Source organism: Calditrichota bacterium (assembly GCA_020637445.1).
GTDB lineage: Bacteria > Electryoneota > RPQS01 > RPQS01 > RPQS01 > JABWCQ01.
This window is the reverse complement of record JACJVZ010000001.1, coordinates 739658-759703: the sequence shown is the minus strand read 5'-3', so window position 1 is coordinate 759703 and position 20046 is coordinate 739658. Positions and strand designations below refer to the sequence as shown.

The following is a 20046-nucleotide window of genomic DNA, read 5'->3' as shown; positions in this document are numbered from 1 at the left end:
CGCCGATAACGCCTTCAGACCGGTCTCCCGAGTTAGGGCCAATTCAGACTATGAAGTGAGCCGCGCCGAGTATCAAGAAGGTAAATCAGTCCCGTCGACGAAACATCCAACCGTATGTCGGATGCTTTCAGTGGGCCAATTTCAAGTTGTTCAAATGTCAACGAATCGAGACGGCCGTTATCCCATCTCACGAGCGATGACTCGGCAATCAAATATACCGTCGAGTCTCTTGCCGTTACTTGCCATAGGTCGTTCAAGTTTCCAATTGCGGAAAATCGCCGGGGATCATTCAGAAAAGCGTCGCAATGAAAGAGCTCGCCGGTCCGCTGGCTTGTCCACAAAAGTCCGTACGCCGGCGAATAGCACATGGACGTCGGTGCTGAAACGTAGTTGCCTGTTTGACCGCCGAGCCGCGAAACAACGTTGTAGAAGCTGTCGTAGCGAACCATTTGAGCGTCATCTAACTCGTATACGAATAAGTCGCCGACATTGTCCACGGCCAGAAAGCGCGGTTCGACAGCAGATCCGGATTCGTCCTTTACGGCAAGTTCGCCTTTCCATTCAAGCAATCGCGTGAACTCAACGATTCGTTTATTCCCTGTATCGGCGACGTACACTCGACCGCCATTGCCTTCGGCGACACCCACGGGCCATCTCAGTTCTCCCGCAGAACCTCCTTGGCTGCTTTCGAGAACAACAGTACCTGCCGTGTCAACGGCAATCAGGCGGTTGTTTCCGGTATCGGAAATGTAGATCAAACCACCTATGCCGACCGCGAGTGCGGAAGGACGCCTAAGAGGTGTTTGTTTTGCACCTATAAGTTCTCGAAGTACAACATTCGGCTGAGCTAACAAGGCCTGTGCGGCAAGCGCCAATACAAGAATACGGATCACGCAACGACTCGCGGATTATTCAATGTTCGCTTGTACATTTCTTCGTAAACGTGCGCTGACCTCCGCCACGAGAAATCCCCTTTCATTCCCCTCCTCTGCATCTGTCGCCAACGCATTGTAGAATGAAACATTCCGAATGCCCGGTTGATTGCAGCGGACAGAGCCTGCGACGAATACTCTCGGAACAAAAATCCCGTGCCGCTATTAGGATCATGCGAGACGTCACTGATCGTATCAGAGAGCCCTCCGGTATCCCTGGCGACGGGTGGTGCGCCATAGCGCAACGCCATCATTTGACTGAGGCCGCAAGGCTCAAACAGAGAGGGCATCAAGAAAATATCCGAGCCTCCATAAATCAGGTGCGCAAGAGGCTCGTTGTACTCAGTAACCAACCTCACGCGTTGCGGATATGTTTTCTCCATCAGCTTGAGTTGATCTTCAAAGTGCGGATCTCCGCTGCCAAGAACCACAAGCTGCGCAGGCTCGCTTATCAGCTCTCCGACCGTGGGAAGCAAGGCCCCAAATCCCTTTTGTTCTGAAATGCGGGTTACCATTCCGACTAACGGAATTGATTTGTCGTACTCCAGTTCAAGGCGTTCGCAAAGCGCCCTTTTGTTGCGGTTTCGCAGCGCAAGGGTCGTCGAATTGAATTGCACGGGAAGATGTTCATCAGTTTCGGGATTCCAAACGGTGGTATCCAGACCATTGAGAATACCGAAAAAGTGGCCGTGTCTTTTGTGAAGCAACGGTCCAAGTCCAAAACTCATGTTCTCGACAGTGCGAAGCTCGTGCGCATACGTTGGGCTAACCGTGTTTATTGCGTCTGCCAATTCGATTGCGAGTTTCAATAGATTGAACATCCCGTGAAACTCCGCGGGGCCGCCGATATCTGCCAAGTCTTCTGCATGGTCAAACCAAACTCTCGATCCAGAATGAAAGCGTCCTTGGAATGCCATGTTATGTATCGTAAAAACAAACCGGCTTGAATCGAACGCATGCTCGAATCTCGGCGAACGCATAAACAACGGAGCACCGCCGGCTTGCCAATCGTGGCCATGAACAACCTGAGGAATCCAATCGTTCTCTTTGCACCACGTGAGGGCAGCGCAAACGAACACCGCAAAACGCGCATCATTGTCAGTGAAGTCACTGTTCGTAAGTGGATCGTAGTAATACCCATTACGCTCAAACAACTCGGGGCACTCCACGAACATGAAGCGAACTCCGGAAACATCACTGTTTTGTTCGAGGAACTTGATCGAAAAAGTTTGGTTGTTAAGCGTAATCGAAGTTTCGCTTGTCTCAGAGCGGGGATTGAATTCTCGAAGCGCTCCGTAACGCGGAGAGAAAACGACCACCTCATGCCCCAAGTCTCCTAAGGCCAAAGGCAAGGAAGAACAGACGTCCGCAAGACCGCCAGACTTGGAGAACGGCGCCACTTCCGAAGCTATGTGTAGTATCCGCAAAGGTGCTCCGGTCATTCGAGAGTTGCCATTCTCACAAGATTTCGGCCATTTCGTTTTACCCAATACAGCGCTTGATCCGCACGGTCTATCATGTCCTCCGGACTCTTGCAGCCCGTGCTGTCAGTCACGCCGCAGGAAATTGTGATTGGAGCATGTTTCTCCCCTGATTCTGACGTAATTTCTGTAGCCGAAATCACCTTGCGAATCTTCTCGGCAACTATCAAACCTTGTTCCGCACGGATTTCCGGAAGGATCAACGCAAATTCCTCCCCACCATAGCGTGCAACGACGTCAATATCCCGGACCGTCCGGCGAATTTGACTCGCAACCCAAGAGAGTACTTTGTTGCCCGCCTGATGGCCATAGGTGTCGTTGTAATTCTTAAAACCATCTACATCGATCATCAACAAAGTCATCACGCCTCCGTAGCGCAACGAACGCTGGAATTCGGTTCGCAGCTGCGCCAAAAAAAAGCGGTGGTTGAAGAGGTTTGTCAAGCCGTCAACCATCGCCATTCTCTGCGTGCGGAGATGCTGTGCCGTTCGGTCAAATGTCAGTGAAAGTCCGTGCAGAACGGTTGGAAGCGCTGCTTCTTCTGACGTTGACATTATGATGTCCCGGGCAAAAAGCAGCTTTATCAAACCGATTCCATGCCCGCGGTATGAAAGTGGAATAAACACTCCGCACTTTAGTTGCGACGTATTAGTCGCTTGCGGCAAAGACAACATATGATCGTCGAACTCTCTAACCAATTCAACCGTGCCACGGTTCAACAGCGCGCTCTCAAAGTCCGGCGCCAACGGTACCGGCCATTGGTACTCCGGCCTGCTCGCATAAATCCATGACCAACCGTCCGGTCGATCCGGCCAGTATGCCGCTGAATTTAGCGGAGCGATTTCCAAGTAATCCGGCATGAAGAGAGCTCGCAAACGAGATTCTATCGCGTCAAAGAAATCCGCACCTTCTCTATCCATCCGGTACTCGCTCTGCACGCATTCCAAGGCGCGACTGCGGCAGCGCTGCTCCCAAAGTCTCCATAGCATTTCCAGCGAAGCGCTCACGATTCCTGAAGAAACTTTATCTTGCCTCGCATCTACAGCCATGCCCAAATCCTGAAACCACTCGAGATGCTGCGAAAGTCTGGCGAAAGCGACCGTAAACCGTTCGCCCGACACGCTAAACAAGGCGGGCGCGATCGGCTCCGATTCCACCACGACGACCATGTCCTCGTCACGGGAAATTTCAACTCTCGATCCGGAATATCCTTCTGCAACAATTTGTTTCGCGCCTCCAGCTTGCGTAAGTGCAAAGTCCAGCGCGCGCAACTCCTCACCGGAGACCCGAAAGACTCTCCAATCTCGGAATCGTAGTTCAGTCGAAAGTTTGGCTATTAGTGAATTCATTGACAAACAGTCGAGTTAGTAACGCTCAAGAATATCGTCGTTCTCCAAAACCGATTCTCCGCCAATCCACACTTGCCTTGGCTTTGAGGAACCAAGCAGATAAGCGATCGACTCAATGTTGGGAACGTCCCAAAGGGAAAAGTCGGCTGATTTGCCTGCTTCCAAGGATCCGACCTGCTGTTCGTATCCGAGTACGCGCGCCGCATCAAACGTCACGGCCCAGATTAGTTCCGCTATCGACAGCCTTCCGTATATCGACGCCGCAGTCATGCAAAACGGAATCGACTCCGTCATCGCGGTTCCCGGATTCAAATCAGTCGCAATGGCAAGCCGCATTCCGCTGTCCAACATCTTGCGCATCGGTGGATAAGGGATCGAACCCATAAAAAAGACGCATGCGGGAAGAGCGACGCCTGCCACACCCGCGTCGACGAGTGACCTGATCTCTTCGTCATTCAAGTACTCAAGATGATCAGCGCTGCGAGCGCCAAGTTCTGCCGCGAGCAGTGCGCCGCCGGAGTGACCAAATTGATTCGCATGTATGGTGACGGTCATGCCTTCGGCTTTTGCCGCCGTCAAGAATCGCCGCGATTCGTTTACGGTGAATGCTCCATCCTCGCAAAAAACGTCTACGCACGAAGCCAGCGCTCGTTCGGCGACTTCGGGGATCATTTCTTCCGTTACGAGCGAGGAAAACTCCTCGCGCTTGGCGTTCCACTCTTTGGGTACTACGTGAATCAAGAAAGTCTTGCTCATTTTTTGTGGCACGATCTTCTCAATTTCCCGAAGCGCAACCAGCAGCTTCTCTTCGCCTTTCCAAGTCAGACCGTATCCGCTCTTGCACTCAATCGTGGTTACACCGAAAGACAATGATGATTCAAACCGCGGCAATGATTCGCGTACGATTTGTTCAATCGACGCGTCCTCAATCTTCTTTGCGGATGCATGAATGCCGCCGCCCGCCGCCGCAATGTCGAGATAGTTCGCCCCGCGGTTTCGCATGAAAAATTCGCCCGCTCGATTTCCGACAAAGACGGGATGCGTGTGGCAGTCGACGAACCCCGGAAGCATGAGTGATTCTTGCGCGTCACGGCGTTCTATGGTATTGGGAACTCGCTTCATGAGATCGCGTGAATTCCCGATTTCTTTGATCACGCCGCCTTCAATCCAAACTGCCGCGTGTTCGATTTCATGTAGCGGGTGTCCGCTGTCATTCTTGTTTGCGGCGAGCGGCGTAATGAGCCTTCGAATGTTGTGAATAAGAATTGAAGCCAACAGCTATTTTCCCGTGAACGTCGCTTCGCGCTTTTCGAGAAATGCCGCCGTGCCTTCGTTCTTGTCACTTGTTCCGCAGCAGAAGGCGAACAACTTCTCTTCGACTTTGAGTCCGTCGGACAAGGGTCGTCCTGTGCCCTGATAAACTGCTTCGAGAATCGCTCTGCGAGCAAGCGGCGCGCACTGCGCGAGCTGCCCGGCGAGTTCTTTTGCGCGACCTAACGTCTGATCCGGCGCGACGATTTCGTTGGCGAGTCCCCATTGCAAAGCCGTGTTTGCATCAATCATGCGGCCTGTCAAAAGCAAGTCCAACGCGCGGCCAGAGCCCACCAAGCGCGCAAGCCGCTGCGTGCCGCCGTAGCCGGGAATGATGCCCAGTTTTATTTCCGGTTGACCGAACTTCGCTTTTTCTGACGCGATGCGAATGTGGCAGGCCATTGCAAGCTCGCAACCTCCACCCAGCGCAAATCCGCCGACTGCGGCGATCACTGGAATTGAAAGCGACTCGATTTTGGAAAATAACCTATTGCCGCGTTCGGTGAACGTTAGACCCGTTTGTGCGTTCAGTTCGTGAATTTCTGCTATGTCTGCTCCCGCGACGAAGCTCTTTTCGCCGGCACCTGTTACGACGAGAGCCTTGACTGACTCGTTCAGATTTTTGTCAAGACAGTTTTCGATATCGTTCAAAGTAGCGCCGTTCAGCGAGTTCAACGCCTTGGGTCGATTGATCGTGAGGATGCCTACGTTGCCGTCGACTTCCCAAAGAATATTTTCGTAGCTCATGATTAAAAATTCAGTCCGGGAATGCGGACATTTTTGTTATTTGCGGTTTTTGTTGCCAGTTCGTAACCTGCATCGTGATGACGGAAGACGCCCATGGCGGGGTCATTTGTCAAGACACGTTGTAAACGCTTTGCGGCTTCGGGTGTGCCGTCAGCAACGATGACTTGCCCCGCATGCTGCGAGGCACCGATCCCGACTCCTCCACCGTGGTGAAAACTCACCCACGTCGCACCGCTGGCCGTATTGACAAGCGCATTGAGGAGCGGCCAGTCTGAAATCGCGTCAGAGCCGTCTTTCATAGCTTCCGTTTCGCGGTTAGGGGACGCGACTGATCCACAGTCGAGATGATCGCGACCAATTACGATTGGTGCTGAAACCTCTCCCGACGCCACCATGTCGTTCATTGCCAATCCAAGTTTTGCGCGGTCACCTTGCCCCAACCAACAGATGCGGGAAGGCAAACCTTGAAACGGAATCTTGGGCGTCGCGTCTCGCATCCAGCGCTGTAGACCTGCGTCGTTTGGGAAGAGTTGGAGCGCTTTGCGGTCAATCGCAAAAATATCTTCCGGATCACCCGAGAGTGCCGCCCAGCGAAACGGTCCTTTTCCTTCACAGAAGAGAGGCCGCACATAAGCGGGAACGAAACCGGGATATGCGAACGCCTCGGCGTAGCCTGCCTTGAGAGCTTGGCCACGCAAGTTGTTGCCGTAGTCGAATGCGATGACGCCTTTGTCTTGCATCTCTTTCATCGCCTTGCAATGCACTGCCATAGAGTGCATCGAACGCTTGATGTACTCTTTGGTATCTCTATTGCGAAGAGCAAGCGCTTCTTCGAAAGACATTTCATGCGGAACATACCCGTTCAATTCGTCGTGCGCGGAAGTCTGATCGGTCACGATATGCGGTAATTCGCCACGCTTCACAAGTTCGGGAAAAACATCCGCGCAGTTACCTAGTAGACCAACGGAGAGTGCGCGCTTCTCTTTGGCCGCGGTTTTCACCAGCTCGAGCGCTTCGTCAAGCGACTCGCAGGCTTTGTCGCAATAGCCAATCTCGACTCTTCTTTTCAGCCTTGCGCGATCTACTTCAACAACCAGCACCGCACCGCCGTTTAGCGTGACCGCGAGTGGCTGTGCTCCGCCCATGCCGCCCAGGCCGCCGGTCAGTGTCCATGTTCCAGCCAGCGTCCCTCCGAAATTCTGTTGCGCCGCGGCGGAAAACGTCTCATAGGTTCCTTGCAGAATACCCTGTGTTCCGATGTAAATCCACGACCCCGCTGTCATTTGGCCGTACATGATCAGGCCCTTGGCCTCAAGTTCGTGGAAGTAGTCCCAGTTCGCCCATTGCGGCACAAGGTTCGAATTTGCGATTAGCACACGCGGAGCATCAGCATGAGTCTTGACCACTCCAATCGGTTTTCCCGACTGAACTAACAGGGTCTCGTCGGATTCAAGTTTCTTTAACGACTCCAGAATTAGTCTTAACGCTTCACGATTGCGCGCAGCCTTCCCGGTGCCTCCGTATACAATTAAATGTTCGCGATCTTCGGCCACCTCTGCATCGAGATTGTTCAGAAGCATGCGGTAAGCAGCTTCCTGCAACCAACCTTTGCAAGTCAGCTTCGCTCCCGTTGGAGTTTTTGGAATTTCAAACATAAGATAATGTTATACTTAAGTACTTAGAGTTTTTTCAAATCAGGCTTCCGACCAATAAAGAATATAGGCACTAAATCTACAAAAAACAAGCCGCTTGTGAAGCGGCCTGTACTTTCTTTCTTGACTTTGCGAGGCTATCTCGCCGGCTGCAGCGCATCGTACTTTTTCTTCAAGACGAGACTATCACCGAGACCATTGTCATAATTCAACAAGGCTCGTTCCCAATCCCCATACATGGGATTCGGAATCATTATCCAACGTGAACCCCACCATGACTGATGTTCACGTGCAAGTGCGTCGCGCTCCTCAGAAGTCTTCTTGTATCCGATAAAATCATTTAGATTGTCACCGGCAATCTGGACGATGCGATGTGTCCGAGCAATGTATTCGCGGCGAGTCGTCTTGTCTGAGCCCCAGTCCTCACGTTCGCCTTTACTCAAAACTTGTTCGGCCGTATTGGTTTGCGGAAAGCCTTGAGCTCGTAGATTCCGCCAAGTGCATTCGTCGAGGTTCTGGCCGCGGTTCGTGACATAGAATACTGCAACACCACGGCGATCCGCTGCTTTGAGATACTCAACTGCTCCTGGGATCGCAAGAGCATTCTCCTCACAACACCAATCATCCCAGCCATTTGGATATGAGGCTTTGTCGAGGATTAAACGAGCTTCATAAGCCGAGTTATCCAACACCGTTTCGTCGCAGTCCACAATGATCGCCGGCGGCTTTTTCCCATATGGAGGTACCTGTTCGGTAGCGGCAGTCCAGTTTGTATCCGAAAGTGCTCGCTCAAGCTCATTTGCGGCACTTTGGTAGGCTGTTTCGCACGCCGCGTAATACTCTGCCGAACGCTGCACCCAAAGCACGCTGTGCAAAAGTTCATTGGTTTGGCGATGATAGACGTAGGGCTTTGAATGCGAACATGATATCGCAAAAAGAGCCGTTGCAATCAAGATGTAACGTGTCATGATCAAGTTTCTAATAGAGTGACGATGTGCAAAAGAAAAAGCCCTTGACCGATAAAGTCAAGGGCTCCTCAATAATATTCCCGCTGACGCCCTACTCTCCCAGCCAGTTGCCCGGCAAGTACCATCGGCGAAGAAAGGCTTAACGACTCTGTTCGGAATGGGAAGAGGTGTGGCCCTTTCTCTATGACCAGCGGAAAAAACTCTTAACAATTGGAAGGAAGCGGGGCAGGCGATGAAACCTGCCGCCGCGTTTGCGGCAACTTCGAAGACTCATAATCTCGAGCCCCGAGGAAGCAATTCTCAGCGAAAGCTTCGGGAAGCGGTTGGCTTCCGAAGGCAAAAATATTGATCAAGCCGAACGACCTATTAGTACTACTCGGCTGAACACATTACTGCGCTTACACCTGTAGCCTATCAACCTTGTCATCTTCAAGGGGTCTTCAGGGAATCCTAATCTTGGAGTCGGTTTCACACTTAGATGCTTTCAGCGTTTATCCGATCCGAACATAGCTACCCAGCGCTGCAGCTGGCGCCACAACTGGTACACCAGAGGTTCGTCCATGCCGGTCCTCTCGTACTAAGCACAGCACTCCTCAAGATTCCTACGCCCACGGCGGATAGGGACCGAACTGTCTCACGACGTTCTGAACCCAGCTCGCGTGCCACTTTAATTGGCGAACAGCCAAACCCTTGGGACCTTCTCCAGCCCCAGGATGTGACGAGCCGACATCGAGGTGCCAAACCGCCGCGTCGATGTGAACTCTTGGCGGCGATAAGCCTGTTATCCCCGGGGTACCTTTTGTCCGATGAGCGACGGCATTTCCATTCACTACCGCCGGATCACTAAGCCCTAGTTTCCTACCTGCTTGACTTGTAAGTCTTGCAGTCAAGCTCCCTTATGCCTTTGCACTCTTTGCACGATTGCCGACCGTGCTGAGGGAACCTTTGGGCGCCTCCGTTACATTTTGGGAGGCGACCGCCCCAGTCAAACTACCCGCCTGACAGTGTCTCTGGTTATCCTAGGTTAGACATTCAACAGCTAAAGGGTGGTATTTCAACGTTGGCTCCACCGACGCTAGCGCGCCAGCTTCAAAGCCTCCCACCTATCCTACACATCAGAAGCTAAATGTCAGTGTCAGGGTATAGTAAAGGTCCACGGGGTCTTTCCGTCCTGCCGCGGGAACCCAGTATCTTCACTGAGATTGCAATTTCGTCGAGTCCAAGGTAGAGACAGCGCCCAGATCGTTACACCATTCGTGCAGGTCGGAACTTACCCGACAAGGAATTTCGCTACCTTAGGACCGTTATAGTTACGGCCGCCGTTTACTGGGGCTTCGGTTCACTGCTGCCGACTTGCGTCATGACAGATCCCCTTAACCTTCCAGCACCGGGCAGGTGTCAGGCCCTATACGTCGTCTTACGACTTCGCAGAGCCCTGTGTTTTTGGTAAACAGTCGCCTGGGCCTCTTCACTGCGGCCCGATTGCTCGGGCACTCCTTCTTCCGAAGTTACGGAGTTAGTTGGCCGAGTTCCTTTACCTTGGTTCTCTCGAGCACCTGAGGATACTCTCCTCGCCCACCTGAGTCGGTTTCGGGTACGGTCGCCTCAATTCTCCTTAGAAGTTTTTCCTGGCAGCTTGATTAGGGACACTTTGTGGGCTAAGCCCTCGTATTCGGCTTTCGGTCTTAGCCAGCGGATTTTCCTACTGACCAACCTACGACCTTGAACCAGGATATCCATCACCTGGCTGTCCTTTCACTCCTGCGTCACTCCATCGTACAAACGAACTTTTGGCGGCCCATGAATATTGACATGGTTTCCATCGACTACGCCGTTCGGCTTCGTCTTAGGGACCGGCTAACCCTGGGAAGATTAACTTTACCCAGGAACCCTTGGGCTTACGGTGAACAGGTTTCTCACCTGTTTTCTCACTACTCATTCTGGCATAATCTCTTCCAGGACCTCCACGGAAATTCACATTTCCGCTTCGTCGGCAACTGGAATGCTCCCCTACCAATCGTAAAACGATTCCGCAATTTCGGCGGATACCTTGAGTCCCGTGGATTTTCAGCGCAGATCTACTCGACCAGTGAGCTATTACGCACTCTTTAAATGGTGGCTGCCTCTAAGCCAACATCCTGGTTGTTTTTGCGGACCCACCTCTTTAATCACTTAGGTATCACTTGGGGGCCTTAATTGGCGGTCTGGGTTCTTCCCCTCTCGTCCACACAGCTTATCCCACGTAGGCTGACTCCCAGGGTAAAGTAACTGGCATTCGGAGTTTGGTAGGGGACGGTACCGTGGTGACGGCCCTAACCCTTCCAGTGCTCTACCTCCAGCACTCATCCCCTGAGGCTATACCTCAATATATTTCGGGGAGTACGAGCTATCTCCGAGTTTGTTTGGCCTTTCACCCCTACGCACAGCTCATCCAGTGGGTTTTCAACCCCAATTAGTTCGGACCTCCATTTCATGTTACTGAAACTTCATCCTGGCCATGCGTAGCTCACTCGGCTTCGCGTCTACCGCCACTGACTCTTCGCCCTATTAAGACTCGCTTTCGCTGCGGCTCCGTGTCTGAAACACTTAACCTTGCCAGTGACGAGTAACTCGCCAGACCATTATGCAAAAGGTACGCAGTCACCCTTTCGGGCTCCTACAGCTTGTAAGCGCTAGGTTTCAGGTACTATTTCACTCCCCTCCCGGGGTGCTTTTCACCTTTCCCTCACGGTACTGGTTCACTATCGGTCACAAGAGAGTATTTAGCCTTGGATGATGGTCCACCCAAATTCAAGCAGGGTTCCACGTGCCCCGCCCTACTCGGGAACATCGACGTGAGACTGATAAATTTCGCCTACGGGAGTTTCACCCTCTGCGCTCTGACTTCCCAGACAGTTCGACTATCTATCAGCTTTGTAACTCACTCAGATTGGTTGCACAATCCTGTCGAGTCCCATAACCCCCACGCTGCAACGCTGCAACGCTTTCACACAACGCGGGTTTAGGCTCTTTCCATTTCGCTCGCCGCTACTTTGAAAATCTCGGTTGATTTCTTTTCCAGCAGGTACTTAGATGTTTCAGTTCCCTGCGTTCACTCATTGGTGATCAGGCATGACCCTGATCGGGTTTCCCCATTCGGACATCGCCGGGTCTATGGATGTTTGCTCCTCTCCGACGCTTATCGCAGCTTACCACGTCCTTCATCGCCTTCTTGTGCCAAGGCATCCACCTAACGCCCTTAGTAGCTTGATCAAAAAAATCCTTTTGAAGCTTGTGATTGCCGTTGAAGGTCAACCGCTACCCAAAACTTCCGATTCTTTGAATTGCTATCCTCGGTTTTTATTATGCTCGAGAAAATGAACTTCAAACGAAGTTGCATTTTTTCCTTCCAATTGTCAAAGATCTTAAGACTACCCTTGCGCAGGGTAGAAACACACCGGCTTCATTATCCACCGGAGGAATGTGTACCGAATTTTACTTCGGCCCTTCGTTCTAGCGATCTGGATAACTCGGCAGGAGTTCTGATCGCGACGAAGATTTATGTAAAAAGAATAAAGAACAAACGAAAGCCGCTCCACGCGCTTTTTGTGGAGCGTATCGGGATCGAACCGATGACCTCCGGCTTGCAAAGCCGGCGCTCTCCCAGCTGAGCTAACGCCCCAAGATCGGTCCTCGTCAAGCCCGCACATTGGTGGGCCTGACAAGAGTTGAACTTGTGACCTCACGGTTATCAGCCGTGCGCTCTAACCAACTGAGCTACAGGCCCGAACATACGACTCATAGCAGTACGACGGAAGACAACCTTGATCGGCCTCGTTGCCGACCAAGGTGCAGCTATACGAGAGCTGCTTTGTCCGTCTACTTAAAACTATACAATGGGAAATGTGCGATCTGAGAGGTTCCGTCCCAGAGTCATAAAAGCCTTCGACCATATCCTGTGCAAGTCAATGACTGCACAAAGGATTCTCCTTAGAAAGGAGGTGATCCAACCGCACCTTCCGATACGGTTACCTTGTTACGACTTCACCCCAGTCATCGGGCTTACCTTAGACCCTTACCTCCTTGCGGTTGGCGCGGGGCCGTCGGGTCCTACCGACTCCCATGGTGTGACGGGCGGTGTGTACAAAGCCCGGGAACGTATTCAACGCGACCTGCTGATTCGCGTTTACTAGCGATTCCAACTTCATGTTCTCGAGTTGCAGAGAACAATCCGAACTGAGACCGGTTTTTTACGATTAGCTAGACCTCGCGGTTTTGCGACGTTTTGTACCGGCCATTGTAGCACGTGTGTAGCCCTGGACGTAAGGGCCATGAGGACTTGACGTCATCCCCACCTTCCTCCGACTTAACGCCGGCAGTCTCCTTAGAGTTCCCAGCTTTACCTGATGGCAACTAAGGACAAGGGTTGCGCTCGTTGCGGGACTTAACCCAACATCTCACGACACGAGCTGACGACAGCCATGCAGCACCTATGTAGCGCTTCCCGAAGGAATACCTCACTTTCATGAGTTTACACTACACTTCGAGCCCAGGTAAGGTTCTTCGCGTTGCATCGAATTAAACCACATGCTCCACCGCTTGTGCGGGCTCCCGTCAATTCCTTTGAGTTTCACCCTTGCGAGCGTACTCCCCAGGTGGATCACTTAATGCGTTAGCGTCGTCACCGAAGGGGTCGAATCCTCCGACGACTAGTGATCATCGTTTACGGTGTGGACTACCAGGGTATCTAATCCTGTTTGCTCCCCACACTTTCGCGCCTCAGCGTCAGTTACAGACCAGTTGACCGCCTTCGCCTCCGGTGTTCTACCTGATATCTACGCATTCCACCGCTACACCAGGTATTCCATCAACCCCTTCTGTACTCAAGGGAGGTAGTTTCGAAAGCAATTGTACGGTTAAGCCGCACGATTTCACTCCCGACACACCTCTCCGCCTACGCGCCCTTTACACCCAGTCAATCCGGACAACGCTTGCACCTTCCGTATTACCGCGGCTGCTGGCACGGAATTAGCCGGTGCTTACTTTGGAGGTACCGTCAAACCCGCCAATAGCAGGTCATTCTTCCCTCCCTACAGAAGTTTACAATGCAGAGCACCTTCATCCTTCACGCGGCGTTGCTGCGTCAGGCTTTCGCCCATTGCGCAATATTCCTCACTGCTGCCTCCCGTAGGAGTCTGGGCCGTATCTCAGTCCCAGTGTGGCTGATCATCCTCTCAGACCAGCTACCCATCGTTGCCTTGGTAGGCCATTACCCTACCAACAAGCTAATAGGCCGCGACCCTATCCTAGACCGATAAATCTTTCAAGCCCCGGTGATGCCACCAAAGCTCAACATGCGGTATTAGCGGAAGTTTCCCTCCGTTATTCCACAGTCTAGGGCAAGTTAGTCACGTGTTACGCACCCGTTCGCCACTAAGTATTGCTACTTCGTTCGACTTGCATGTGTTAAGCACGCCGCCAGCGTTCGTCCTGAGCCAGGATCAAACTCTCCGTTGTAAATTTATTACAAGTGAATTTGTCCAATAATTGTTCAGGGCCTTTCTGACAAAATTCTGGGCGGAACCTGTCAGAATCGCACATTTCCCATTGTCAAAGATCATTTGGTTGCTTCTTGGTGCCCTTACGGGGTGCAGAACGCCGGGCATCACCCGGCGTGCATTATCTACCGTAATTTGAAGCAGGCCCTAATATAAGCAGCTCCAGATTGTCTGTCAAGTGCGTTTTTTGCAACGAGTTGAGCTCCTAAATTGCATAACATATTGTTTTATATATCTTTTGTATTTTGTTAGAGAGGCGTGACCTCGGGTCAACACTATTTTCGGAGGCAAGAAATTGCTCGAGTTTCCAACATCCTGACGTTGCCTGTCTGCCGAAAGTACCGTAAATTCAGGTCTATGCCACTTATTCTTGCCTTACTTTGCTGCGTATTGGCTTCCTTCGGCCAAATCCTCTCCCCCCTTCTGGCACCGAGAGCCGTTGGCTTGTCTGGTGCAATGGTGGCCCTCCCTGCCGACCCGACGAGCCCGCTGTTCAATCCCGCGACCATATATGACCTCCGCAGCATAGGATCCGACATGAGCTACGGCACCCTTACTGGCGACGCCAGCGACCGGCTGCTGGTAGCCTATGCAAACCCTGCTTCAGAAGAGGGTGCGCGATTGGCTACGGGAGTCTATGTTGACGGACAGTTTCGTCCCGCTCCGTGGAAATATTATGTTCCCTACTTCTCTTCTATTTGGCAGCCGATGTCGCGACTGGCCATGGGCGCGACGCTGCGCATGATCAATGAGATTCCGCGCAACAACGACACGCTCGATGCCAAGTGGAGCAACTCGATTGATATGGGAATCCTTACGGCGGGCAGTAATTTGAATTTCGGAGTGAACGTCACACACGCATTTGGCGGCACATCGGTTGTTCCTAAAACCGCGCAATGGGGAGCAGCTCTGAAATCAGACAACGGCAAATTCAATTTGGGATATCAGTGGGACGGCGATCTCATTGGCGGGATCAAATATTCCTATGCAGCGTCACACCTTGGAATGGAATACATCCTCGGCAACTATGGCATGATTCGCGGCGGCTATGAGTGGAGTGACATTCATAGAATTTCCTTCGGCGGAGCGGCCGGTTTGATCGAAGGCGGGACGCTTCTGCAATTTGGCTGGGCATTTCCTACAGAAGGCAAGGCTCCTACTCAGTGGAGTCTTGGATTCTCATATCGCATATAGAAGGGTACGATAGATGTTTCGAAAGGTATTTCTTATCACACTATTGATGCTTGCGGCTTCCGTATCGAATGCGAACACCCGTTGCTGGGTCTTTTTTAAAGACAAAAACATTGTTCCGGGTCAAGAACAGCCCTCGCTCGACTATGCGATGGCGCAGGTGTCGGATCGCTCAATTTTGCGCAGGCAGAAAAACCTTGTCCCGCTTTCGAGCTTCGGCGACATACAAGTAAGCCAAGTCTATATTGACCATATTCGACGAACGGGCGCTAAAGTCAGAGTCATAAGCAAGTGGTTGAACGCGGTAAGCGTCGAAGCAAACGAAACCCAGCTCGCGAGTATCCGTGCGCTTGGCTTCGTAAAAAACATTCGAAATTTTTCTGCGCGATTGAGTATGGAACTTCCGCTTAGAACCAATCCGTCCGCATTGGACAGCGTCGAGTACGGCAACAGCTATCACCAAAACGAAATGTGCAGAATTCCCGAGCTGCATGCCCGCGGACTTTCCGGTCAAGGCGTTCTACTTTGCATGCTTGACACGGGATTCATGACGGAGCATGAGTCGCTGGTCAATTTGAACTATCTGGCGATGCGCGATTTTATTTTTGGAGATTCCATAGTACACAATGAAGCAGGACAAGATTCTGCCGATCAACACTTGCATGGAACCGCGGTGCTTTCTGCAGCGGCCGGGCTAGACAGCAACAACATCATCGGCCCTGCATACGGAGCTACGTGGATGCTTGCGAAGACCGAATACGTCCCTACTGAAACCGAGGTCGAAGAAGATTATTATGTCGCTGGCTTAGAATGGGCCGACAGTGCCGGCGCGGACATAACTTCGTCGAGTCTCGGATATATTGATTGGTATACGCAGGATCAAATGGACGGCCGCACGACGGTTGTGGCACGAGCTGTAGTTGAAGCCCAGCGGCGCGGGATATTGGTTGTTACAGCCGAAGGGAATGAAGGCAGATCCGATTGGGGAACTGTAATTTCGCCCGCGGATGCGGATAGTATACTTGCAGTCGGCGGTGTTGATTCGTTGGAGGTTTATTGGGAAGCCTCATCTCCTGGACCTACCGCCGACGGCAGAATGAAACCTGACATATGTGCACAGTCCTCGGCAACTTGGTGCGCGGCAATATTTGCAAACGATGCGTACTGGAGACTGTCGGGTACTTCTCTGGCCACTCCGATTGTCGCAGGCGTTTGTGCGCTGGTTATGGAAGCAAATCCTGATTGGACTGCGCAGCAAGTGCGCGCCGCAATCCTTGCAACAGGGTCACAAGCCGATATGCCAGACAATTTGCTCGGCCATGGAATTGCCAATGCGGAAGCTGCCGCAGACTATGTTTTCTCGGCGGTAAATCCGCGAAATGACATTCCGGCCATGTTGGACATGTCAGCATTTCCCAATCCGGTTAACGGCGTTGTAACGGTTAGGCTGACTCTGAACAAGGCTCAAAAAGGACAGCTTGCGTTATTTGACGTACTCGGAAGACGGGTAGCGACTTTGAAAAACGATGAGTTCGGGGTTGGCACATCGGAACTTTCCGTTCCGGTAGACGGATTCGCAAGCGGGAGTTATTTCCTCTCCTTTACCGGTTCTCGTGAATCTACAACTGTTCCCTTGGTAATACTGAAGTAGTTTCTTGACTCCTTACTCTACATCGAGACATTCGCTCCGAAAATATGCGTGGCTATCCGCTGCGGCGGCCGTGTTGACGATTGCCTTGAAGCTCACGGCCTACTGGATGACAGGTTCCGTCGGAATCCTCTCCGATGCGATGGAGTCATTTGTCAATCTCGCAGGCGCCGTCATCGCCCTGGCTATGCTGACTTTGGCTGCCCGTCCCCCCGATGAAGAGCATGCTTTTGGTCACGGCAAAGTAGAGTATTTTGCCAGCGGTGCGGAAGGCACCATGATCATTATTGCGGCTGCGAGCATCTGCTACTCCGCGGCAAAACGCCTTCTTGATCCACAACCCATCGAAATGGCGGGCATCGGGCTATTCGTTACCTTTGTGGCAACGGCCATTAATTATGTTGCAGCTCTCGTTATTCGACGTGCAGGGAAAAAATACGGATCCGTTACACTCGATGCCAATGCCCGGCATTTGATGACCGACGTATGGACATCTTTGGGAGTTATCGTTTCAGTTGGCATAGTCGCGATCAGCAAGGTTCACATCCTCGACCCGATCATCGCCTTTGTGGTTGCGGCAAACATTCTTCGTGAAGGGTTTGCAATCGTCAAAGAATCATTGCTTGGACTGATGGACACGACGATTCCCACCGAAGAACTTCAACGAGTCAGCGAAATTCTTGACAGTCATAGGCGGGAACACGTCACCTATCATGCGCTGCGCAGCAGGCAAGCCGGAGCACGCAGATTTGTTTCGGTTCATATCCTTGTACCCGGCGAGTGGACCGTTCAACACGGTCACGAACTCTTGGAACAAATAGAATCTGAATTGCGCGAGGCTGTTCCCAATTTGACCGTGTTGACGCATCTCGAATCTCTGGACGATCCTGCTTCTTGGGAAGACATCGGGCTTGACCGAACGAGCTAAGCAAAAAGCGCGGTTTAGTAACCGCGCTTTTTGTCAACTACGAATCTCAGTGGAAGTCCGTCTCGAAAGCGCGCGACATTCTCGGCAAAAATCTCATGATATCGTTTGGTGTAGTCCGGAAAGTTTCCGGAAACGTGCGGCGTCATGAAAATATTGGGAACGTCATACAACTTTGAGTCCGGCGGCAAAGGTTCCTCTGTAAATACGTCAAGAATTGCAAAGGCCGGTTTTCCTGCTTTCAGAGCGGCTATCAAATCCGTCTCATCGATTAGAGCGCCGCGCCCCACGTTAACGAGCACGCTTCCCGGCTTCAGTAAAGGAAAAATCCGGCGGTTAAACAGCCCGCGTGTCGTTGGAGTGAGTGGCAAAGTTAAGACCACGACGTCCGCTTCCTGCAGCCGCTCTTCAAGCTGCTCCATCGCGTAAACGCTTACGATTTCTTCCCGAGCATGTGTGGCAACTCCCTCCACGAACATTCCGAAGGATTTTAAGAGCTCCGCAATGCCCCTTCCGACTTCCCCGAATCCAACTATCAGTACATTAAGCCCTTCAAGCATCACGCGGTTTTCCGTCATGACCTTCTTACGAGGCTTCCATTCATGATCGTGCCGCCATTTGTCGGCACTGGCGAAATCTTGCGCCCAATAGAGCAGCGCGGCGAGCGTCCACTCGGCCATTGGACGCGCATGCAATCCCCTGCTATTTGTGAGAGTAATCTCGCTGTCGACAAAATCCTTGAACAGACTGCGTTCGACGCCTGCACCTGTAATCTGCACCCAACGCAGTCTCTTGGCAGCAAGAAAAAGATTTTCTGTAAACTTATGCACCAGAAGCACGTCCGCATCTTCGACAAGTTCGCAGGCTTCTTGTTCATTGGCGGCAAACTTGAGTTCGATGCCAGCGTCAATTGCATGCAGCGCACCGCTCAGTTCGGACTGACGCTCTGGATTCTGTGAGGCAAAGGATACGATTTTCACACTTGTAGAATTTTGGTCACTAAACACTATGCTAGATGTTGGCGGTAATTGACCGGTTAGTTCCCAAAGGTGTCCGGTCACTTTGGGCGGCGGCGAACATATCTCTTATTGGAGACTCGCTGCACGATATCGCCATTCTGTGGCTAATCTACGATTTGACCGGTTCATCGACGGCAACCGGTTTGCTCGGTGTCGCGCGCTATCTCCCCTCCATCCTGCTTGGAGTTTTTGCCGGAGCTTGGGTGGATCGCGTATCGCGCAAGAGTGTCATGCTTTGGAGCGATGCAATTAGAGCAGTTCTCGTGGGGAGCATCGCCGCGTTAACTTTTGCACACTTGGTCTCCGGTACAAACCTCTATCTTCTTGCCTTTGCTATTTCGCTGTGCACAGTCTTTTTTAATCCGGCCCGCGATGCGATTCTCCCGCAGCTTGTGCCAAAAGCCCAGCTCATGCAAGCGACGTCCGTGCTGCAGAGCAGTTTGGGCTTCGCCTATTTTCTTGGACCGCTGCTCGCCGCGCTAATTCTTCCTATCGTCGGACTTGCGGGGTTGTTTACGGCAGATGCCGCAACCTATTTACTCTCGTTTCTCTTGATACTGTTGGTTCGGCAAAACACCGTTCAACGAGAGGTTGATATCGCCACTCCGCTGCAGATGGTTGCTGAAGGACTGCGCTTCGCCAGAAGAAGTTCATTCATATTCCCTCTGTTGTGGGTAACAGCTGTAGATAATCTCTTCATCATGGGATTGGCAATCGTCGGCGCGCCAATCTACGTGCGCATTCATCTGGGACTCGGAGCAGACGCTTACGCAATTCTCCAAAGCTGTTTCGCGCTCGGAATTATCGTGGGCAGCCTCTTCATGCACCGATTCGGAAACATGCTTCCGCGAGGTAAGACTTTGCTATGGGCGTTGGTGTATGACGGGGTGACTTTTATACCGTTCTACTTCACGCACACATTGTGGAGCACGGGTGTCTGGTGGTTTCTGCACAGCATTGGAATCCCGTTCATACTTATCCCTCGTACATCCATCGTTCAGACTGAGGTTCCTCACGAGCTGCAGGGCCGTGTCTTCAGTTTGGTGCATTTGACCGTTGTGGGCTTGACGGCCATCTCGTCAGGTCTTGCGGGGGTCTTGCTGGAGGTCTTCACACCTGGACAGGTATACATTGGAATGGGATCGGCCGCAGCAATTGTCGGGACGATTGCGTTTGCATTTCGCGGATTGCGTGACTTGAGATAGTGCGAAGAAGGTTTCGCACTGCCCGTTCAAGATTGACAAGTTGTTGACAATAATCGATTGTAATCGATTATATTGCGACTT

General features: G+C 52.0%; 12 protein-coding genes, 2 tRNA genes and 3 rRNA genes. 4 read left to right on the top strand and 13 right to left on the bottom strand.

Annotated features, from left to right (window positions below):
* Positions 1–32: 32 nt before the first annotated feature.
* From H6507_02995 to H6507_02940, 12 genes are all read right to left on the bottom strand, one after another.
* The gene (locus tag H6507_02995) at positions 33–893 is read right to left on the bottom strand and encodes a hypothetical protein (protein MCB9368065.1); all 861 of its coding nucleotides are present in this window, start codon (positions 891–893) and stop codon (positions 33–35) included.
* On the bottom strand, positions 890–2374 hold the full coding sequence (locus H6507_02990; protein ID MCB9368064.1) for a glycogen synthase: 1485 nt from the start codon (positions 2372–2374) through the stop codon (positions 890–892). The genes H6507_02995 and H6507_02990 overlap by 4 nt, the downstream gene beginning before the upstream one ends.
* On the bottom strand, positions 2371–3762 hold the full coding sequence (locus H6507_02985; protein MCB9368063.1) for a GGDEF domain-containing protein: 1392 nt from the start codon (positions 3760–3762) through the stop codon (positions 2371–2373). Before H6507_02985 ends, H6507_02990 begins: the two co-directional genes overlap by 4 nt.
* A 15-nt stretch (positions 3763–3777) precedes the next feature.
* A complete protein-coding gene (locus tag H6507_02980) occupies positions 3778–5037 on the bottom strand; it encodes an imidazolonepropionase (GenBank protein MCB9368062.1) in 1260 nt (419 codons plus the stop codon).
* A 3-nt stretch (positions 5038–5040) separates the two neighbouring features.
* Positions 5041–5823: an enoyl-CoA hydratase/isomerase family protein gene (locus tag H6507_02975; protein ID MCB9368061.1), complete on the bottom strand. Its 783-nt coding sequence runs from the start codon at positions 5821–5823 to the stop codon at positions 5041–5043.
* On the bottom strand, positions 5823–7475 hold the full coding sequence (gene hutU, locus H6507_02970; GenBank protein ID MCB9368060.1) for a urocanate hydratase: 1653 nt from the start codon (positions 7473–7475) through the stop codon (positions 5823–5825). Before hutU ends, H6507_02975 begins: the two co-directional genes overlap by 1 nt.
* Before the next feature lie 134 nt (positions 7476–7609).
* A complete protein-coding gene (locus tag H6507_02965; GenBank protein MCB9368059.1) occupies positions 7610–8440 on the bottom strand; it encodes a 5'-nucleotidase, lipoprotein e(P4) family in 831 nt (276 codons plus the stop codon).
* A 78-nt stretch (positions 8441–8518) separates the two neighbouring features.
* Positions 8519–8635 (bottom strand): 5S ribosomal RNA (gene rrf / locus H6507_02960).
* A gap of 146 nt (positions 8636–8781) precedes the next feature.
* Positions 8782–11695 (bottom strand): 23S ribosomal RNA (locus H6507_02955).
* Positions 11696–12028: 333 nt separating this feature from the next.
* Positions 12029–12101, bottom strand: a tRNA-Ala gene (locus H6507_02950).
* 28 nt (positions 12102–12129) lie between these two features.
* Positions 12130–12206: transfer RNA gene (locus H6507_02945), tRNA-Ile, on the bottom strand.
* 198 nt (positions 12207–12404) lie between these two features.
* Positions 12405–13933: ribosomal RNA gene (locus tag H6507_02940) — 16S ribosomal RNA — on the bottom strand.
* The 16S, 23S and 5S rRNA genes sit together here with 2 tRNA genes alongside, the layout of an rRNA operon.
* 581 nt (positions 13934–14514) lie before the next feature.
* Here H6507_02940 and H6507_02935 point away from each other — a divergent pair.
* The 3 genes from H6507_02935 to H6507_02925 are packed head-to-tail and all read left to right on the top strand — an operon-like array spanning position 14515 to position 17744.
* A complete protein-coding gene (locus H6507_02935) occupies positions 14515–15171 on the top strand; it encodes a hypothetical protein (GenBank protein ID MCB9368058.1) in 657 nt (218 codons plus the stop codon).
* A gap of 13 nt (positions 15172–15184) precedes the next feature.
* The gene (locus H6507_02930; GenBank protein ID MCB9368057.1) at positions 15185–16819 is read left to right on the top strand and encodes a S8 family peptidase; all 1635 of its coding nucleotides are present in this window, start codon (positions 15185–15187) and stop codon (positions 16817–16819) included.
* A gap of 4 nt (positions 16820–16823) precedes the next feature.
* A complete protein-coding gene (locus H6507_02925) occupies positions 16824–17744 on the top strand; it encodes a cation transporter (protein MCB9368056.1) in 921 nt (306 codons plus the stop codon).
* A 14-nt stretch (positions 17745–17758) separates the two neighbouring features.
* Here H6507_02925 and H6507_02920 read toward each other — a convergent pair whose 3' ends face one another.
* The gene (locus H6507_02920) at positions 17759–18721 is read right to left on the bottom strand and encodes a D-2-hydroxyacid dehydrogenase (GenBank protein ID MCB9368055.1); all 963 of its coding nucleotides are present in this window, start codon (positions 18719–18721) and stop codon (positions 17759–17761) included.
* A gap of 35 nt (positions 18722–18756) precedes the next feature.
* On the opposite strand from H6507_02920, the gene H6507_02915 reads away from it, so the two are divergent.
* Positions 18757–19965, top strand: a complete 1209-nt coding sequence (locus H6507_02915) for an MFS transporter (protein MCB9368054.1) — start codon at positions 18757–18759, stop codon at positions 19963–19965.
* The last annotated feature ends 81 nt before the right edge of the window (positions 19966–20046 follow it).

What these genes read in the sequence shown, in the direction of transcription:
- H6507_02990 (MCB9368064.1), bottom strand. Translation starts at nt 2,374, where the DNA reads ATGACCGGAGCACCTTTGCGGATACTACACATAGCTTCGGAAGTGGCG.
- H6507_02915 (MCB9368054.1), top strand. Translation starts at nt 18,757, where the DNA reads ATGTTGGCGGTAATTGACCGGTTAGTTCCCAAAGGTGTCCGGTCACTT.
- H6507_02985 (MCB9368063.1), bottom strand. Translation starts at nt 3,762, where the DNA reads ATGAATTCACTAATAGCCAAACTTTCGACTGAACTACGATTCCGAGAT.
- H6507_02965 (MCB9368059.1), bottom strand. Translation starts at nt 8,440, where the DNA reads ATGACACGTTACATCTTGATTGCAACGGCTCTTTTTGCGATATCATGT.
- H6507_02930 (MCB9368057.1), top strand. Translation starts at nt 15,185, where the DNA reads ATGTTTCGAAAGGTATTTCTTATCACACTATTGATGCTTGCGGCTTCC.
- hutU (MCB9368060.1), bottom strand. Translation starts at nt 7,475, where the DNA reads ATGTTTGAAATTCCAAAAACTCCAACGGGAGCGAAGCTGACTTGCAAA.
- H6507_02935 (MCB9368058.1), top strand. Translation starts at nt 14,515, where the DNA reads ATGAGCTACGGCACCCTTACTGGCGACGCCAGCGACCGGCTGCTGGTA.